Source organism: Kribbella sp. NPDC050281 (genome assembly GCF_040655855.1).
GTDB lineage: Bacteria > Actinomycetota > Actinomycetes > Propionibacteriales > Kribbellaceae > Kribbella.
On record NZ_JBFAKS010000022.1, the window covers coordinates 13557 to 29257 of the forward strand.

14 protein-coding genes are annotated in these 15701 nt (G+C 68.3%); 7 read left to right on the forward strand and 7 right to left on the reverse strand.

Features of this window, described 5'->3' with window-relative positions:
* Positions 1–5 precede the first annotated feature (5 nt).
* The 3 genes from AB0I34_RS23390 to AB0I34_RS23400 are packed head-to-tail and all read left to right on the forward strand — an operon-like array spanning position 6 to position 2834.
* Positions 6–1001 (forward strand): sigma-70 family RNA polymerase sigma factor, encoded by a 996-nt coding sequence (locus AB0I34_RS23390; RefSeq protein WP_360448269.1) that lies wholly within the window; start codon positions 6–8, stop codon positions 999–1001.
* 59 nt (positions 1002–1060) lie between these two features.
* Positions 1061–1426 (forward strand): hypothetical protein, encoded by a 366-nt coding sequence (locus tag AB0I34_RS23395; RefSeq protein WP_360448271.1) that lies wholly within the window; start codon positions 1061–1063, stop codon positions 1424–1426.
* Positions 1419–2834, forward strand: a complete 1416-nt coding sequence (locus AB0I34_RS23400) for a hypothetical protein (protein ID WP_360448274.1) — start codon at positions 1419–1421, stop codon at positions 2832–2834. Before AB0I34_RS23395 ends, AB0I34_RS23400 begins: the two co-directional genes overlap by 8 nt.
* 62 nt (positions 2835–2896) lie before the next feature.
* Here AB0I34_RS23400 and AB0I34_RS23405 read toward each other — a convergent pair whose 3' ends face one another.
* Positions 2897–4372: an MFS transporter gene (locus AB0I34_RS23405; protein WP_360448276.1), complete on the reverse strand. Its 1476-nt coding sequence runs from the start codon at positions 4370–4372 to the stop codon at positions 2897–2899.
* A gap of 84 nt (positions 4373–4456) precedes the next feature.
* Here AB0I34_RS23405 and AB0I34_RS23410 point away from each other — a divergent pair, with 84 nt between their 5' ends.
* From AB0I34_RS23410 to AB0I34_RS23420, 3 genes are read left to right on the forward strand one after another with little or no spacing between them, the layout of a single operon-like run.
* Positions 4457–5092: a helix-turn-helix domain-containing protein gene (locus AB0I34_RS23410; protein ID WP_360448278.1), complete on the forward strand. Its 636-nt coding sequence runs from the start codon at positions 4457–4459 to the stop codon at positions 5090–5092.
* A 29-nt stretch (positions 5093–5121) separates the two neighbouring features.
* Positions 5122–5418: a DUF167 domain-containing protein gene (locus tag AB0I34_RS23415; RefSeq protein WP_360448280.1), complete on the forward strand. Its 297-nt coding sequence runs from the start codon at positions 5122–5124 to the stop codon at positions 5416–5418.
* Positions 5411–6037, forward strand: coding sequence for a hypothetical protein (locus tag AB0I34_RS23420; RefSeq protein WP_360448282.1), 627 nt, complete (start codon positions 5411–5413; stop codon positions 6035–6037). Before AB0I34_RS23415 ends, AB0I34_RS23420 begins: the two co-directional genes overlap by 8 nt.
* A 9-nt stretch (positions 6038–6046) precedes the next feature.
* Here AB0I34_RS23420 and AB0I34_RS23425 read toward each other — a convergent pair whose 3' ends face one another.
* From AB0I34_RS23425 to AB0I34_RS23450, 6 genes are all read right to left on the reverse strand, one after another.
* Complete coding sequence (locus AB0I34_RS23425; protein WP_360448284.1) at positions 6047–7261, reverse strand: MFS transporter; 1215 nt, start codon at positions 7259–7261, stop codon at positions 6047–6049.
* Complete coding sequence (gene narI, locus AB0I34_RS23430; protein ID WP_360448287.1) at positions 7258–8013, reverse strand: respiratory nitrate reductase subunit gamma; 756 nt, start codon at positions 8011–8013, stop codon at positions 7258–7260. Before narI ends, AB0I34_RS23425 begins: the two co-directional genes overlap by 4 nt.
* Positions 8010–8630 (reverse strand): nitrate reductase molybdenum cofactor assembly chaperone, encoded by a 621-nt coding sequence (narJ, locus tag AB0I34_RS23435; protein WP_360448289.1) that lies wholly within the window; start codon positions 8628–8630, stop codon positions 8010–8012. The genes narI and narJ overlap by 4 nt, the downstream gene beginning before the upstream one ends.
* The gene (gene narH, locus AB0I34_RS23440; protein WP_360448292.1) at positions 8627–10294 is read right to left on the reverse strand and encodes a nitrate reductase subunit beta; all 1668 of its coding nucleotides are present in this window, start codon (positions 10292–10294) and stop codon (positions 8627–8629) included. Before narH ends, narJ begins: the two co-directional genes overlap by 4 nt.
* Positions 10294–13998, reverse strand: a complete 3705-nt coding sequence (locus AB0I34_RS23445) for a nitrate reductase subunit alpha (protein ID WP_360448294.1) — start codon at positions 13996–13998, stop codon at positions 10294–10296. Before AB0I34_RS23445 ends, narH begins: the two co-directional genes overlap by 1 nt.
* Before the next feature lie 204 nt (positions 13999–14202).
* The gene (locus AB0I34_RS23450) at positions 14203–14754 is read right to left on the reverse strand and encodes a carboxymuconolactone decarboxylase family protein (protein ID WP_360448296.1); all 552 of its coding nucleotides are present in this window, start codon (positions 14752–14754) and stop codon (positions 14203–14205) included.
* A gap of 122 nt (positions 14755–14876) precedes the next feature.
* Here AB0I34_RS23450 and AB0I34_RS23455 point away from each other — a divergent pair, with 122 nt between their 5' ends.
* Entirely contained in the window at positions 14877–15692 is an 816-nt protein-coding gene (locus tag AB0I34_RS23455) for a helix-turn-helix transcriptional regulator (protein ID WP_360448298.1), read from the forward strand.
* The last annotated feature ends 9 nt before the right edge of the window (positions 15693–15701 follow it).

The following is a 15701-nucleotide window of genomic DNA, read 5'->3' on the forward strand; positions in this document are numbered from 1 at the left end:
GCGGCGTGACATCGCATCTGCGGGCGGCAGCGGATCACGACAGATTCACCGCCGAGACCGCACGGTTCCGCCGGGAGTTGCTGGCGCACTGCTATCGCATGGTCGGTTCCGCGCACGACGCCGAGGACCTGGTGCAGGAGACCTATCTGCGGGCGTGGCGGTCGTACGCCGGCTTCGAAGGCCGAGCGTCGATCCGGTCGTGGCTCTACAAGATCGCCACCAACGTCTGCCTGAGAGCGCTGAAGCCGCGCCCGATCCGCGTGCTGCCCTCGGGTCTGGCCGGCCCGTACGACGGACCGGATCGCGAACCGAGTCTCGTTGCGCCGGGTGAGGTCTCCTGGCTGGAACCGTTGCCGGACCAGTGGATCGCCCCGCCCGCCGACGATCCTGCCGCCGTCGTCGTCGCGCGTGAGTCGGTGCGGCTCGCGCTCATCGCCAGCCTGCAGCACCTGCCCGCTCGCCAACGGGCGATCCTCATCCTGCGCGACGTACTGGCGTTCTCCGCGGCGGAGACGGCGGAGGTCCTCGGCACCACCGTCGCGGCGGTCAAGAGCGGTCTGCAGCGCGGCCGCGCCCGGCTGGACGAGCTGCAGCCGGAGCCCGCGGAACTGCTCGAACCGACCGACCAACGGGCACGCGCGCTGCTCGATGGCTACATCGCGGCCTTCGAGCGGTCCGATGCCGGCCTGCTCGAACAGGTACTGCGCGCGGACGCCACGCTGGAGGCGACGCCGTTCCGCGACTGGCAGTCGGGCCGGGCGACGTGCATCCATGTGCTCGATGCGTACGTACTGGGCGCACCCGGCGACTGGAGGATGATCCCGACCGCCGCCAATGGCCAGCCGGCCGCCGCCGTGTACCACCGGACCCCGGACGGCACACTCCGAGCCGACGGCGCCGTCGTACTGGCCCCCACCCCCAGCGGCATCTCCGCGGTCATCAAGTTCCACGACCCCACCCTGGTCACGACCTTCGGCTTCCCCGACGTACTCCCGCACTGACTCGTACGGCGCGGAGCCGTGGGATTGTGCTCGCAGATCCTGGCGTGTTTGACTCCGACATGACTGCGCTTGAAGACGAGCTCGGCGAGTTGCTGCTGCTCGACGAGGACCAGCTCTACATCGCGCTGGCGCGGTCCGATCCCGCCAACGCCGACGTGATGTTCTCGCCCGTCGAGGCGCGCGAGACAGGTCGCCGTACCTTCGACCGCCTCGAGGAACCTCTCCGGCATCGGATCTGCGACGAGTGGAACTACTGCGCGAAGAAGAAGTCGTCCAACTTCGGCGACACGCTGACCCTCACCGCGGCCGTGGCGGACGTCATCGTCACGGTGCTGGGCGGTATCCCCGCCGGCACCGTGGCGACGCTGCTGGTCAAGAAGGGTCTGTCGAAGCTGTGCCGATGCCGCGCCGACGACCATGACTGACGAGGTCGACAGGGATCTGCGTGGTCGCTACTCCCCTCGGACCGACCACCTGTCCTTCACGCACCGCATCCCCGACGCCTTCCCGTACATCGAACTGTCCGTGACCTCGGCCGACATGGCTACGCCGATGGCCGGCTTGCTGGACGAGTTCGTGTATCGCGCGCAGTGGTCGCTGACCGCGGTCGGCATGGTGTACCGCGTCGGCTGCCATGTGCAGGTGCTCCACACCCTCGAGCTACTGCGCCTGCTCGCAAGTGACGCGTCCCTGCGGGTCCCCACGCCATGGCTCACCGGAGACCTTCCCGCTGACGCGGACGCGGCACGCCACCTCACGGCGATCCGCGCCATCGAGTCGACCCAGCGATACCTCCTCGGGCAGCCCCTGGGCCACCCGATCGGCGAACTCTACGACGCACTGCGCGTCGCCCGCGCCGCACTCGACGACGCAAGCCCACTGCACTTCGGGACGTTCGGAACCTTCGGGTCGGAAGGTCTCTACGATGCGAGCGGCCGCCCCGAGAAGCTGACCAGCACGCAGAACATCCTCGAGAGCCATGCGAGCACCTTCGCCGTCGAACTGCTTCGTGGCGTGTCCCGCAAACGCGCCCGACGGTGGCTCGACGAGTACGTCGCGACGAATCACGTCGACGTCTACCGCACCCTCCAAGAGCTTGCCACCGTCGCGCGCAGCGACGCCGACAACGACTCGCTTCTGCGGCTCTCCGACTGGGCACTCGCCTGCCCGTTGACGCACGTGTACGGCGTACCGCCACCTCCTGACTACCTCGAGTCCGCCGTACCGTATGCGCGCTTCGCCCTCGGACTGCAGCGATTTCCTCTGGTCACCAAGGCGTTCCATCGCAACGGTGTCCCCGATCCGACCGCGCGGCAACTCGTCGAGGCCGTCATCGCGGCGTACGGCGACATCCGGCCCGGTTTCGTCGATGTTCCGCCGGACCGCCGCAGAGAGATCGACGTCGCGCTGAACGAGGTCGACGAGTGGCAGCAGCGGCAGCTGTCGACGCGCACCGGCCCCGACATCATCACCAGCTTCACCAGGCTCATCACGATCGCGACGGCCCAGGCAGTTCAGCGCTATCTGGCCGGCCTGCGAGAGATCCCCCGTGACGGCATGATGTTCGAGCCCACCCACGAACGACTGGTCCGGATGTGTGCGATCTCCGATTCCCCCGTGATCGTCTATCCCGACGGCCTCGAAGTGTTCCTCTGCGAGCCGAACGACGACCCCGAGCTGGAGTTGAGATTCCGTACGACGACCTTCGGGATCACCGCAGCGGCTCGCGCACTGCACGCGCCCGCGGCGGCCCAACCCGAGCACGTGCCCTTCGACCTCGCCGCTCTGCTCGAGTGGACCGGAGTCACGCCAGACCAAGTAGGTCCACGGTGAGGCACCCCAAGATCCAACCTCGCGCCACCTGAGCCCGGCCTGACGAACACGGCTTGCTGGGATCAGTGCTCTACGCCGGGGCGGGCGGTCTTGGGGAGGAGGAAGCCGACCGCGAATGCGAGTGCGATCCCGCCGAGGGTTGCCAGCAGCGCCACCTGGGCGCCGTCGAGCGCGGCCAGGGAGCGGGTCGCGGGCTCGGCGTCGGCCACCTTGCCCATGAAGATGGTCCCGATCACCGCGATGCCGAGCGCGATCCCGACCTGCTCGAGCGAACCCAGCATGCCCGTGGCCGAGCCGACCTCCTCGTCGCGGACGCCGCCCAGGATGATGTCGAACAGCGGGACGAAGACCATGCCCATCCCGGCCCCGCCGATCAGGTTGGGGACCACCAGGTCCCAGTGCCCGACGTTCAGCCCGGTCAGCGCGAGTACGCCGTAGAGGCCGGTGAGCCCGATCGCCATCAGCGCGAGGCCGATGTGCAGCAGCTTGCGGCCGTACTTCTGCATCGCCATGCCGGAGACCGCCGAACCGATCAGCGCCCCGAACGCCCACGGCGCCATCGCCAGGCTGGCGTGGATCGGGGTGTAGCCGAGGCCGACCTGGAGGAACATGCCCAGGACGAACGTGCCGGCCATCGCACCGAAGAAGACCACAGCGAACAGTACGCCGGACAGGTACGAACGGCTCCGCAGCAGCCCGGGCTCGATCAGCGGGGTCGCGCCGCTGCGCTGCCGGCGGGACTGGTACGCACCGAACCCGGCGAGCACCGGCACCGACGCGACGAGCAGCGCCTTCGACCACAGCGGCCAGCCGATCTCGTGCCCCTGCACCAGCGGGTAGACCAGGGCAACCAGGCCGGCCCCGGCGATCAGCAGCCCGGGAATGTCCAGCGAGATCCGGCGGCCGTCGGCGGCCCTGGTGTTCGGCAGGTACTTGGCCGCGACGACGAAGGTGAAGATGCCGACCGGAATGTTCACCAGGAAGATCGCTCGCCAGCCGGTCCCGAGCAGATCCGCGTCGAGCAGCGTGCCGCCGATGATCGGGCCGATCACCGCTGACAGACCCATCACCGGACCGAAGAACCCGAACGCCTTGGCTCGCTCACCCGGATCGAACAGTTCGCGGGCCAGTCCGAAGCCCTGCGGCAACATGATCGCGGCGAACGCACCTTGGGCGACGCGGGCGGCGATCAGCATCTCCGACGACACCGCGAGGCCGCAGAGGAACGAGATCACGGTGAACCCGCCGACGCCGATCAGCAGCGCCTGCTTCCGGCCGATCATGTCGCCGAGGCGGCCGCCGACGAGGAGCAGGACCGCCAGAGCCATCGTGTACCCGGCGGCCATCCACTGAAGGCTCGCGTAGGAGCCGCCGAGGTCGGCGCGGATGCCGGGGGCGGCGACGTTCATCACGGTCGAGTCGAGCAGGTCCATCACCGACGCGGTGATGACCGCGGAGAAGGCGAGCCAGCGCCGGCGCTGCGGGGCGGCCTCGACTGCTGCTGTGCTGCTGGGGAGTACTGCGACTGCGGTCATCATCGGCTCCAGCTTCGAACGGAACGAACTGTTCTGTTCCAACTCTAACGGAACGGAGCATTCCGTTCAAGTGGTAGGCTTGGTGACATGACGAAAGCTCTCAGTGGCCGGCAGGCCCAGGCGGCCCGCAACGACGAGGTGATCCTGGGCGCGGCCCGGGCGGTGTTCATCGCCGATCCCGGTGCCCCCATCTCCGCGGTCGCGGAGCGTGCCGGGGTCGGTATCAGCGCGCTCTACCGGCGCTACGCGAGCAAGGAGGAGCTGCTCCGCAAGCTCTGCAGCGACGGGCTGGCCCGGTACATCGAGGAGTCGGAGAAGGCTCTGGCCGACGACCGCGAGCCATGGGTTGCGTTCGGAGCGTTCCTGCACGCGCTGGTCGACGCCGACACCAATTCACTGACCCAGCGGCTGGCGGGGACGTTCACCCCGACGCCCGACCTCTGGCAGGACGCCGCCCGGGCGGCTGAGCTGAACCAGGCCATCTACACGCGGACGAAGGAACAGCTCCGGCCGGGGATCGTGGTCGAGGACTTCGGGGTGATCCTCGAACAGATCACGTCGATCAAGTTCGGCGACGAGGCTCGGACGAACCAGCTCCGGCATCGGTACCTCACCCTGATGCTGGAGGCGATGCATCGGTCCGGAGAACAACCGGGCGGCGCGTCGGAACTTCCAGGACCGCCGCCCACCAACGACGAACTGACCGACCGCTGGCGTGCCTGACCAGCGATTCGTCGGGCGAGAATTCAGCCATGCGGATTCTGCTGCGGGTCAAACCGGGTGCCTCTCGGACCGCCGTCGGTGGCCGGTACGACGGTGCGGCCGGCCCGGCCCTGGTGGTCGCGGTGGCGGCCCGTGCGGTCGAAGGTCAGGCGACGAAGGCCGTCTTGGAAGCGATCGCGACGGCGTTCGGCGTACGACGTTCGGCCGTGACACTGGTGCGAGGCGCGACCAGCCGAGACAAGCTGGTCGAGGTCGAGGGCGAGGACACCGAGATTCGGCCCAGACTCGAAAGACTCCTCGGCCGGTTGGGGGATCGCGATGCCTGATGTGTTGAGCGTGCTGGCCGGCCAGCAGTACGAGTGGGACCAGCACGACTCGCTGCGGCTGGACGAGCGCTATCGGACCCGGCATCTCCCGTTACTCACCGACCGGCCTCGCGATCTGCTCGGGCCGGATCCTGGGCCTGGCGAGTTCTGGCCACCCGCGCGCTCGTTGGTCGTCCCACTACCGGACCCGCGCCCGGAGCCGTTCCTTTCGGCGCTGGCTGCTTCGAGTCTGGCCGAGTTGGTGTGGTGGCACGGACTCGAACTGAGGGCCGACCGGGTCCACGCGACGCTGGTGCACGGCAGTGACGAACCACGAATCCTCGACGCACCGATCGACCTCGTCATCCGCGGACCGTGGATCGGGCAGTTCAACACCGGCCGGATCTACCTGCCGGTCGAACCGGCCGACGAACAAGCCGCCCTCGCACTTGCCGTCGACCGGCCGCTGCTGGCCGGGTACCTCCAGCTCACCGCAGACGTCACCGGCAACGCCTACACCGAGCTCCGCCAGATCGTGGCAACCTTCCAACCCCTCCGAATCCCGGTCCGCGTCGCCCGCCTCCACGTCCTGGAGACCATGGACGACCTGGCCCTGAGATCCCGCATCCTGACCCGCTGAAGGGATCCGTCAGGGCTTGGTTGTCGGCTCTCGTCTGCGCACGCCGAAGATCGTGTACGGCAGGGCGATCAGGGCGGTGGCGCACAGCAGGAGCAGGCCGACGGTGTAGCTGTGGTCTGCCTCGTCGTACGTCACACCCATGACGAGCGGCGGGAAGAACCCACCAAGACCACCGGCCGCCCCGACAATGCCACTCACGCTGCCGACCCGCTCCTTCGGTGCCAGCGCGGCTACCCAGGCGAAGACGCCTCCGGTGCCGAGTCCGAGGAATGCGGCCAGGAGCACGAACGCGATACCGGCAGGGATCTCGGGTTGCGGCTGGAGCGCGACCACGACAGCGAGGATCGCCGCGCCGCCGAACGCCGTCGCGGCGACGGCCCGGGGCCCGACCCGGTCGGACAACACCCCGCCCACTGGGCGCGCAACCACAGCTGCGATCGCGAATCCCGCCGTACGTGTCCCGGCGCCGGTCAGGTCGAAGTCGTACACATCCTTGAGGTACGTCGGTAGGTAGGTCGAGAACGCCACGAAGCCGCCGAAGGCGACCGCGTACAAGAACGCCATCTGCCAGGTCACGGGCAGCCTGGCGGCCGCGACCAGCTTGGGCACGACAGGATCGGCATTGGACACCCAGATCGGTGAGTCACGCATCATCGTCCAGACGATGCCCGCGACGACCACGAGCGCCGCGGCGATGATGACATGGGTGGCTCCGTAGCCGAACCACTGGACGAAGCGGGGCGTGAAGAACGCGGACAGGGCGGTACCGCCCATGCCGGCGCCGAAGACGCCGGTCGCGAATCCGCGCCGGTCGGCCTCGAACCACGCGTTGGCGAACGGGATGCCGACCGCGAACGTTGTTCCGGCGATGCCGAGGAAGAAGCCGAAGAGCAGCAACAGTCCATACGAGTCCAGGGCGCCGGCGACGCCGACCAGCAGCACGAACGGCGAGGTCGCCAGCAGCAGCACCGTGAACATCGTCCGACCGCCGAACCGGTCGGTGAGGGCACCTGCCAGGATCCGGCCGACCGACCCGACGAGCACCGGAGTCGCGACCAGCAGCGACTTCTGACCGGAGGTGAGCCCCATCTCGCCGGCATACCGGACCCCCAGCGGAGCGATCATGTTCCAGGCCCAGAAACTGATCGTGAAGGCCAGGGTCGCCAAGGTCAGGTTCTTGGCCTGTCCCTGCTCAAGCGAGAGCTCGACACCGGCCGAGCTCATCGGGACTTCCGGTCTCGATCGGGTGTCCCGACCGGATTCCAGCCGGCCCGGGCGCGACCAGTCGGTGCCGGCGTACGGGCGTCGCGGCTTCGGTAGACGATGTACGGCCGGAACAGGTAGTGCACCGGCGCGGTGAATGCGTGGACGAGCCGGGTGAACGGCCACACGGCGAACAGCAGCATCCCGACCAGAGCGTGCACGTGGAACTGGATCGGGGCGTCGGCCATCGCGTCGACGTCAGGGTTCAGCCGGAAGATCGAGCGGAACCACGGGGAGACAGTCTCCCTGTAATTGTGAGCCTCCGACCCTGCCCCTACTGATACCAGGGTGGTCCAGAGGCCGAGAGTGATCGCCCCGATCAGCAGTACGTACATCAGCTTGTCGTTGCGGGTGGTCGCCATGAAGACAGGACCCGTCGTACGACGACGTACGACGAGGATCACGATGCCGGCCAGCGTGCACACCCCCGCAATGCCACCGAACAGCAGCGCGTTGAAGTGATACAGACCCTCGGAGATCCCGACTGCCTCGGTCCAGCTCTCCGGGATGATCAGGCCGCCGACATGCCCGATGAAGACCACGAGGATGCCGAAGTGGAACAGCGGCGACCCGATCCGCAGCAGCCGTGACTCGTAGAGTTGTGACGAGCGCGTGGTCCAGCCGAACTTGTCGAAGCGGTAGCGCCAGACGGTTCCCAGCACGAGGATCGCGATCACCAGGTAGGGCAGCACGCCCCACAGCAGCACGTTCATCGCTTGCCGGCCATCGGCAGCAGCCGCGGATCGAAGGGCTCCAGGCCGACCGTCTCGACCGGCGGCCCGCCGGCCATGGCCTGGACCGCCGCACGATCGACAGGTGACGGTCCCGGAAGGGTGGCGCACACGGCCGCGACCACGCCGGCGTACGGCGTGCCATCCTCCTCCAGGCCGATCCGCAGCAGCTCGAGGCTGCGCCTGTACTCCCGCAGCAACGCCTCGCCCGCGTCAGGATCGGCGATCGCCGCGAACTCCAGAACCAAGGGCAAGTAGTCCGGCAGCTCGCCGCGGGTGTCGACGTGGAAGCCGCTGTCGCGGTAGCGCTGTTTGAAAGCGGCAAGCACCTGCCCGCGTCGCCGGGTGTCGCCGTCGGTCCAGTAGGACAAGTAGAGGGCGTGCCGACGGGAGAGATCGAAGACGTCGACGTAGCGGCGCTGGAGTTCGCCGACAGGAAGCTGCTCCAGCTGTTCGAGTAGCGCGTCGAGGCTCGTCACGGCCTGCTCAGCGAGCGCAGTCCGCAGCAGCGGCACCCGCTCGATCAGCTGCGCATCGGGATAGCCCAAGCACCACGACGCGGATTGCCGGACGACGCGGGCACGAGCCTGCCGGTTCATTGCGAGTCCCCTCGGTCACGGGGTGGGAACAGCCCTTCCGGCGCACCGTTGCCGTCCCAGTTGAGCAGGTTGACTCTGCCGCGCAGTTCCTCGCTGCCGGTCGGTGTCTCGCTGGTCTGGCGCTGCTTGAGCGCGTGAAAAGTCTCGACGGCGACCGGCACTGGACGGCCGCTCGCCTCGCCGAACGCCGCGGAGCCGTACATCCCCGGCCCTTCGTCGTAATCGAGCGAACAGCCGATCTCCTCGAGGTCATGTGCTTGTTCGACGTGGGCCTTCGGGATCACGTAGCGCTCGTCGTACTTGGCGATAGCCATCAGGCGGTACATCTCGTACATGGCTTCCTCGGTCATCCCGACCGATGCGGGAATGGAGTCGTCCGGATCCCGCCCGAGGTTGACCGCGCGCATGTAGGAGCGCATGGCGGCGAGCTTGCGCAGCACGCCGTCGACGACGGCCGTGTCCCCCGCCGTGAAGAGCTCGGCGAGATACTCGACCGGAATGCGCAGCGCCTCGATCGCCCCGAAGAGCACGTCGCGATCCTCGGCGTCATGGCCTTGCCCGGACAGCAGATCGACGACCGGCGAGAGCGGCGGGACGTACCAGACCATCGGCATCGTGCGGTACTCCGGGTGCAGAGGCAGCGCGACCCGGTACTTCTTCGCCAGCGCGTACACAGGTGAACGACGCGCCGCGTCCAACCAGTCCTCGGGGATCCCCTGGGCCCGCGCGCCGGCAATCACCGCGGGATCCTCCGGATCGAGGAGCAGGTCCATCTGCGCCTCGTAGAGCTCGGCGTCCGGCACCGACGCGGCGGCTGTGACGGCGTCGGCGTCGTACAGGAAGAGGCCGAGGTAGCGCAGCCGGCCCACGCAGGTCTCCGCACAGACGGTCGGGATGCCGACCTCGACGCGGGGATAGCAGAACGTGCACTTCTCCGCCTTGCCCGACCTGTGATTGAAGTAGATCTTCTTGTACGGGCAGCCGGTGATGCACTGCCGCCACCCGCGGCAGCGATCCTGGTCGACGAGCACGATCCCGTCCTCGGTGCGCTTGTAGATCGCGCCTGACGGGCAGGAGGCCATGCAGGACGGATTGAGGCAGTGCTCGCAGATCCGCGGCAGGTAGAACATGAACGTCTGCTCGAACTCGAACTTGATCTTGTCCTCCGCCTCGCGGCGGATCTTCGCGACGATCGGGTCGAGGTGCCCCAGCTCCGGGGCGCCGCCGAGGTTGTCGTCCCAGTTCGCCGACCACGTGACCTTGGTGTCCTCGCCGGTGATCAGCGACTTCGGGCGTGCGACCGGAAAGTCGTCGCCGAGGGGAGCCTCGACGAGAGTCTTGTAGTCGTAGGTCCACGGCTCGTAGTAGTCGGTCAGCTCCGGCTGCACCGGGCTGGCGAAGATCGACAACAGACGCTTGAGCCGGCCTCCTGTCTTCAGCCGGAGCCGGCCACGGGAGTTGACCTCCCAGCCACCGCGCCACTGGTCCTGATCCTCGTAGCGACGCGGGTACCCCTGGCCGGGCCGGGTCTCGACATTGTTGAACCAGACGTACTCCGTGCCCGCACGGTTCGTCCATGCCTGCTTGCAGGTGACCGAGCAGGTCTGGCACCCGATGCACTTGTCGAGGTTCATCACCATGCCCAGCTGGGCCATGACGCGCATCAGTACGTCACCTCCTGCGACCGCTTGCGGACCGTCGACACCATGTCGCGCTGATTGCCGGTAGGCCCGAGGTAGTTGAACGTGTAGGACAGCTGGGCGTAGCCACCGATCAGGTGCGTGGGCTTGACCAGCAAACGGGTGACAGAGTTGTGGATGCCGCCCCTGCGCCCGGTCGCCTCGGACTTCGGCACGTCGATGGTCCGCTCCTGCGCGTGATGCACGTAGACGACGCCGCGTGGCATCCGGTGGCTGACGACCGCCCGCGCGACGAGTACGCCGTTCGCGTTGGTGCACTCGACCCACTCGTTGTCGTGCACCTCGATCGATCCGGCGTCCTGCGGGCTCATCCAGACCGTGGGCCCGCCGCGCGACAGCGACAGCATGAAGAGGTTGTCCTGGTACTCGGAGTGGATCGACCACTTCGAGTGCGGCGTCAGGTAGCGCACCACGATCTGCAGCCGTCCGTCCGGTCCGAGGGCCGGCTCGCCGAACAGCCGGTGCATGTCCAGGGGCGGCCGGTACGTCGGCAGCGCCTCGCCGACGTCGGACATCCAGTCGTGATCGAGGTAGAAGTGCATCCGTCCGGTGAGCGTGTGAAACGGCTTGAGCCGCTCGATGTTGACCGTGAACGGCGCGTAGCGGCGTCCGCCGGTCTCAGACCCCGACCATTCCGGCGAGGTGATCACCGGCACCGGCGCGGCCTGGGTGTCGGCGAAGCTGATCCGCTTCTCCTCCGATCCTTCGGCAAGATCGTGCAACGTCTTGCCGACCCGCTCCTCGAGCGAGCGGAAACCCTGCACCGCCAGGGCACCGTTCGTGGTGCCGGAGAAGCGCAAGATCGCCTCTGCCAGGTGCTGGTCCGTGTCGATCGCGGGCCTCCCGGCCCCGGCGCCGGCTGGCATGACCCCGTTGCTGCGCGCAAGCGCCTGGACCTGCTCCCCGAGTTCGTAGGTGACGTTCTTGACCGTGAACCCCAGCGTGTCCGCGAGCGGACCGACGGACGCGAGCTTGTCGGCGATCGCGGTGTAATCGCGCTCCACCACCGCGAAAACGGGGGTGTTGACGCCTGGGACCGCCTCGACGCCTGGTTCCTGCCAGTCCCGGACGACGCCACCGGCCTGCCTGGTTTCACCCGGGGTGTCGTGCTGAAGAGGAACAGCGACCAGATCGCGCCGGGTGCCGAGGTGCTCGACCGCGAGCTCGGAGAGCCGCCGAGCGATGGCATGGAAGGCGTCGAAGTCGGTGCGCGCCTCCCATGGCGGGTCGATCGCAGGGCTGAACGCGTGCACGAACGGGTGCATGTCGGTCGAGGACAGGTCGTGCTTCTCGTACCAGGTCGCGGCCGGCAGCACGACATCGGACAACAGCGTCGTCGACGTCATCCGGAAGTCGGCGGAGACCAGCAGGTCGAGCTTCCCCTCCGGTGGCTCCTGGTGCCACGCGACGTCGGTCGGCCGCGGCACCTCGGGGTTCTCCGAGCCCAGCAGGTTCGAGTGAGTGCCGAGCAGGTTCTTCAGGAAGTACTCGTTGCCCTTCGCCGACGAGCCGAAGAGATTCGAGCGCCAGAGCACCAGCGTGCGCGGCCACGACTCCGGCGCGTCGATGTCGGCGATCGCCGGCCGCAGGCGCCCGTCCTGCAGCGCGTCCACGACGTACGACGCCGGGTCGCTCGCCCGCCCCTCCTCGACGGCGGTGCTCGCCTCCTCCGCGACGTCGAGCGGATTCGCGGAGAACTGCGGATAGAACGGCATCCACCCGAGTCGTGCGGACTGCGCGATGGTGTCGGCAGTGTGCTTGTTCTTGAGATGGCCGCGCGCGAGCGGCGAACTCAGCGAATCGGCGGAGTAGCCGTCGTTGCGCCACTGACCCGTATGCATGTACCAGAACGACGTACCGGTCATGGTCCGTGGCGGCCGGCTCCAGTCCAGCGCGTTGGCCAGCGAGATCCAGCCGGTGATCGGACGGCACTTCTCCTGTCCGACGTAGTGCGCCCATCCGCCGCCGTTGCGACCCATCGACCCGGTGAGGATCAGCAGCGACAAGATCGCGCGATAGGTCGCGTCACCATGGAACCACTGGCAGATTCCGGCGCCCATGATGATCATCGACCGGCCACCGGACTCCTCGGCATTGCGCGCGAACTCGCGCGCGATCCGGACGCATTGCTCAGCCGGAACGCTGGTGCGCTCGGCCTGCCAGGCCGGCGTGTACGGCGTACTCGCATCGTCGTACCCGGTCGGCCACTCCCCCGGCAGCCCGTCGCGAGCCACGCCGTACTGCGCCAGCATCAGGTCGAAGACCGTCGTGACAAGGTGGCCGCCGACCCGGCGGGCCGGCACGCCACGGCGCAGGACCGAGCCGCTGCCGTCGGGATCGGTGAACGCGGGGAGCAGCACCTCGACGGGTTCGCTCCCGTCGCCGGCCAGGGTCAGCGCCGGCGAGGCTCCCTCCAGGTCGAGGTTCCACCGTCCCTTTCCGGAGTCTGCATAGCGAAATCCCATCGAGCCATTGGGAACCACCGGCTGTCCGGTCGCGCCGTCCAGGAACACGGTCTTCCACGCGTCCTCGGGTGCGGTGCCGCCGAGATCGGTGGAGGTCAGGAACTTGCCGGGAACCAGGCCCTCACCGTCGTACTCGTCGAGCCGCACCAGGAAGGGCAGATCCGTGTAGGTGCGGACGTAGTCGACGAAGAACGGCGTACGACGGTCGACGAAGAACTCCTTGAGGAGGACATGACCCATGCTCATCGCGAGCGCAGCGTCGGTGCCTGCCTGTGCGGGCATCCACTCGTCCGCGAATTTGGTGTTGTCGGCGTAGTCCGGGCTGACCGTGACCACCTTGGTCCCGCGATAGCGGACCTCGGCCATCCAGTGCGCGTCCGGCGTGCGGGTGACGGGGACGTTCGAGCCCCACATCATCAGGTACGTCGCGTCCCACCAATCACCCGACTCGGGAACGTCGGTCTGGTCACCGAAGACCTGCGGGCTCGCCACGGGCAGGTCGGCGTACCAGTCGTAGAACGACGTCATCACGCCGCCGATGAGCTGAATGAACCGGGTGCCGACGCAGTGCGACACCATCGACATCGCCGGAATCGGGGAGAAGCCCGTGCAGCGGTCCGGGCCGTAGGTCTTGATCGTGTGCACGTGGGCGGCGGCGACCATGTCGACAGCCTCCTGCCAACTCACACGTACCAGACCGCCCTTGCCGCGCGCCTGTTGATAGCGGCGGCGTTTCTCCGGATCGTTCACGACGTCCGCCCAGGCGAGCACCGGATCACCGAGCCGCTCGCGTGCCTCGCGGAACATCTCGACGAGCACCCCGCGGGCGTAGGGGTAGCGGACCCGCGTGGGCGAGTAGGTGTACCAGGAGAAGGCAGCGCCGCGCGGACATCCGCGAGGCTCGTACTCGGGCCGGTCAGGACCCACCGACGGATAGTCGGTCTCCTGGCTCTCCCAGGTGATGATCCCGTCCTTGACGTACACCTTCCACGAGCACGAACCGGTGCAGTTCACGCCATGAGTCGAGCGCACGACTTTGTCGTGGCTCCAGCGATCCCGGTAGAACATGTCACCCGCGCGGCCGCCCTGCCGGAACACCGCACGCCCGTCGCTGGTCTCTTCCCTCCGCGTGAAGAAGCGACCGAGCTTCAGAAGCGCGTCGCTGCCCGGACCGTCGAGACCCGCCGGACCAGCATTGCTCATGACTTCAAAGGTAAGGACAGTCCTCGCCACGGGTCCATACCTCGTCACAGCTGGGCGTGTCGATGCGAGTCTCGTGACGCCCGCTGCGTCGGTTCCTCGGGCGAGGCAGGCTTTGACGGCGTTGGCCAGACGTGGCTCACCGTAGCGGCGTACATCCGGGTCGTGGGCCCCGCCGAGTCCGCCGGCGCCGGCCTGGACAGCCCCCTACGGCGCCGACCAGGTTGCCGGCCGAAGCGGTTCGTCGAGCTCGACTCGGCCGGCCAGGTTGTCCAGGGTGCCGACCAGTCCGGCGAAGGTGCATTCGGCAACGACCTCCAGCACGTCCGCCTCGGACAGTCCGGCTCCGGCCGTACGCCGAACGGTGCCCTCAGCAACTTTCCCTCGGGTGAGCACCAGCTCCCGCGCGAGTGCGTAGACCGCCGCCGCAGCGGCATCCGCGGGCTCGTCACCGGCGCGCATCCGCTCGAGGTCTTCCGCTGTTGCGCCGAGAGCTGCGAGCACAGTGCTGTGGAACGCAACGCCGTACCGGTTGTCGACCGCAACGCCGACGGCAAGGCCGGCTGTCTCCCGCAGCACCGGGTCGAGCGGACCGCCGGTGACCGCTCGCCGCAGTCCGTCGAAGGCGGCCAGCAGCGTGGGTGATGTGGCCGTCGTCGCGGCCAGGTTCGGCACGAAACCGAGGTCCTCGGCGATGCCTTCCAGGATCGCCTTCGACTCAGCCGGTGCCGTACTCGTGGTGTGCACAGTCAGATCCATCATTCTCTCCCTGCGGCCGACGGTCGCGGCCATGCCAGGACAGCGTGCTGCGCGACGGTGCGGTGGCGCGATTCCCTCGTGGGGAAGGGAATCGCCGCGGTGCGGCGCCTATCCTTGGCCCCATGCGGGCAGCACCGGCGGATCCGGAGTTCGGCGACCTGTTGCGGCACTGGCGATCGGTCCGTCGGTTCAGCCAACTGGACCTCGCATCGGCCGCCGGGTCGACACCGCGGTACGTGAGCTTCGTCGAGACCGGACGATCCCAGCCGAGCCGGGAGATGGTGGTGCGGCTGGCGCGGGCGCTCGACGTACCGCTGCGGGAACGGAACGGGCTGCTGCTCGCCGCCGGGTTCGCACCGCTCTACCCGGTGGCGGCGCTCGGCAGCGCGCAGCTCGCCCGGGTGGAGGAGGCGCTGGCGTCGATGCTCGAGCAGCACGAGCCCTACCCGGCGGTGGTGATGGACCGCGGCTGGAACGTGCTGCGGGCGAACCGCGGCGCCTCGCAGCTGTTCGGCACCCTGCTCGCCCCCGACCCGCTACCGGACCCGGCGAACGTGCTGCGGCTGATGATCGAGCCCGGACCGGTCCGCGCGGCCGTACTGAACTGGTCCTCGGTCGCACCGGCGCTGCTCGAACGCGCCGCCCGCGAGGCCGTCGGCGGCGTCTTCGACCGGGAGACAGCGGAGCTGGTACGCCGCCTGCGCTCCCGCCCGGACGTCAGCGCCGTACTCACCGGGCCATCCGTCACGGCACCGTCGGTACCCGTGATCGACGTACGGTTCGCGCTCGGTGATCAGGTGGTCGAGCTGTTCTCGGTCGTGTCCACCATCGGCACCCCAGTCGACGTCACCGCCCAGGAACTCCGCGTCGAGGCGTTCTTCCCCGCAAACCAGGCCACCCGAGACACCTGGCACCGCCTGACCACGGCCGGTCGATGACTAGTCTCT

Coding starts and splice junctions, on each gene's coding strand:
- AB0I34_RS23410 (WP_360448278.1), top strand. CDS start 4,457: ATGACGAAAGCTCTCAGTGGCCGGCAGGCCCAGGCGGCCCGCAACGAC.
- narI (WP_360448287.1), bottom strand. CDS start 8,013: ATGAACGTGCTGCTGTGGGGCGTGCTGCCCTACCTGGTGATCGCGATC.
- narH (WP_360448292.1), bottom strand. CDS start 10,294: ATGCGCGTCATGGCCCAGCTGGGCATGGTGATGAACCTCGACAAGTGC.
- AB0I34_RS23405 (WP_360448276.1), bottom strand. CDS start 4,372: ATGATGACCGCAGTCGCAGTACTCCCCAGCAGCACAGCAGCAGTCGAG.
- AB0I34_RS23420 (WP_360448282.1), top strand. CDS start 5,411: ATGCCTGATGTGTTGAGCGTGCTGGCCGGCCAGCAGTACGAGTGGGAC.
- AB0I34_RS23445 (WP_360448294.1), bottom strand. CDS start 13,998: ATGAGCAATGCTGGTCCGGCGGGTCTCGACGGTCCGGGCAGCGACGCG.
- narJ (WP_360448289.1), bottom strand. CDS start 8,630: ATGAACCGGCAGGCTCGTGCCCGCGTCGTCCGGCAATCCGCGTCGTGG.
- AB0I34_RS23395 (WP_360448271.1), top strand. CDS start 1,061: ATGACTGCGCTTGAAGACGAGCTCGGCGAGTTGCTGCTGCTCGACGAG.
- AB0I34_RS23415 (WP_360448280.1), top strand. CDS start 5,122: ATGCGGATTCTGCTGCGGGTCAAACCGGGTGCCTCTCGGACCGCCGTC.
- AB0I34_RS23400 (WP_360448274.1), top strand. CDS start 1,419: ATGACTGACGAGGTCGACAGGGATCTGCGTGGTCGCTACTCCCCTCGG.
- AB0I34_RS23450 (WP_360448296.1), bottom strand. CDS start 14,754: ATGGATCTGACTGTGCACACCACGAGTACGGCACCGGCTGAGTCGAAG.
- AB0I34_RS23425 (WP_360448284.1), bottom strand. CDS start 7,261: ATGAGCTCGGCCGGTGTCGAGCTCTCGCTTGAGCAGGGACAGGCCAAG.
- AB0I34_RS23455 (WP_360448298.1), top strand. CDS start 14,877: ATGCGGGCAGCACCGGCGGATCCGGAGTTCGGCGACCTGTTGCGGCAC.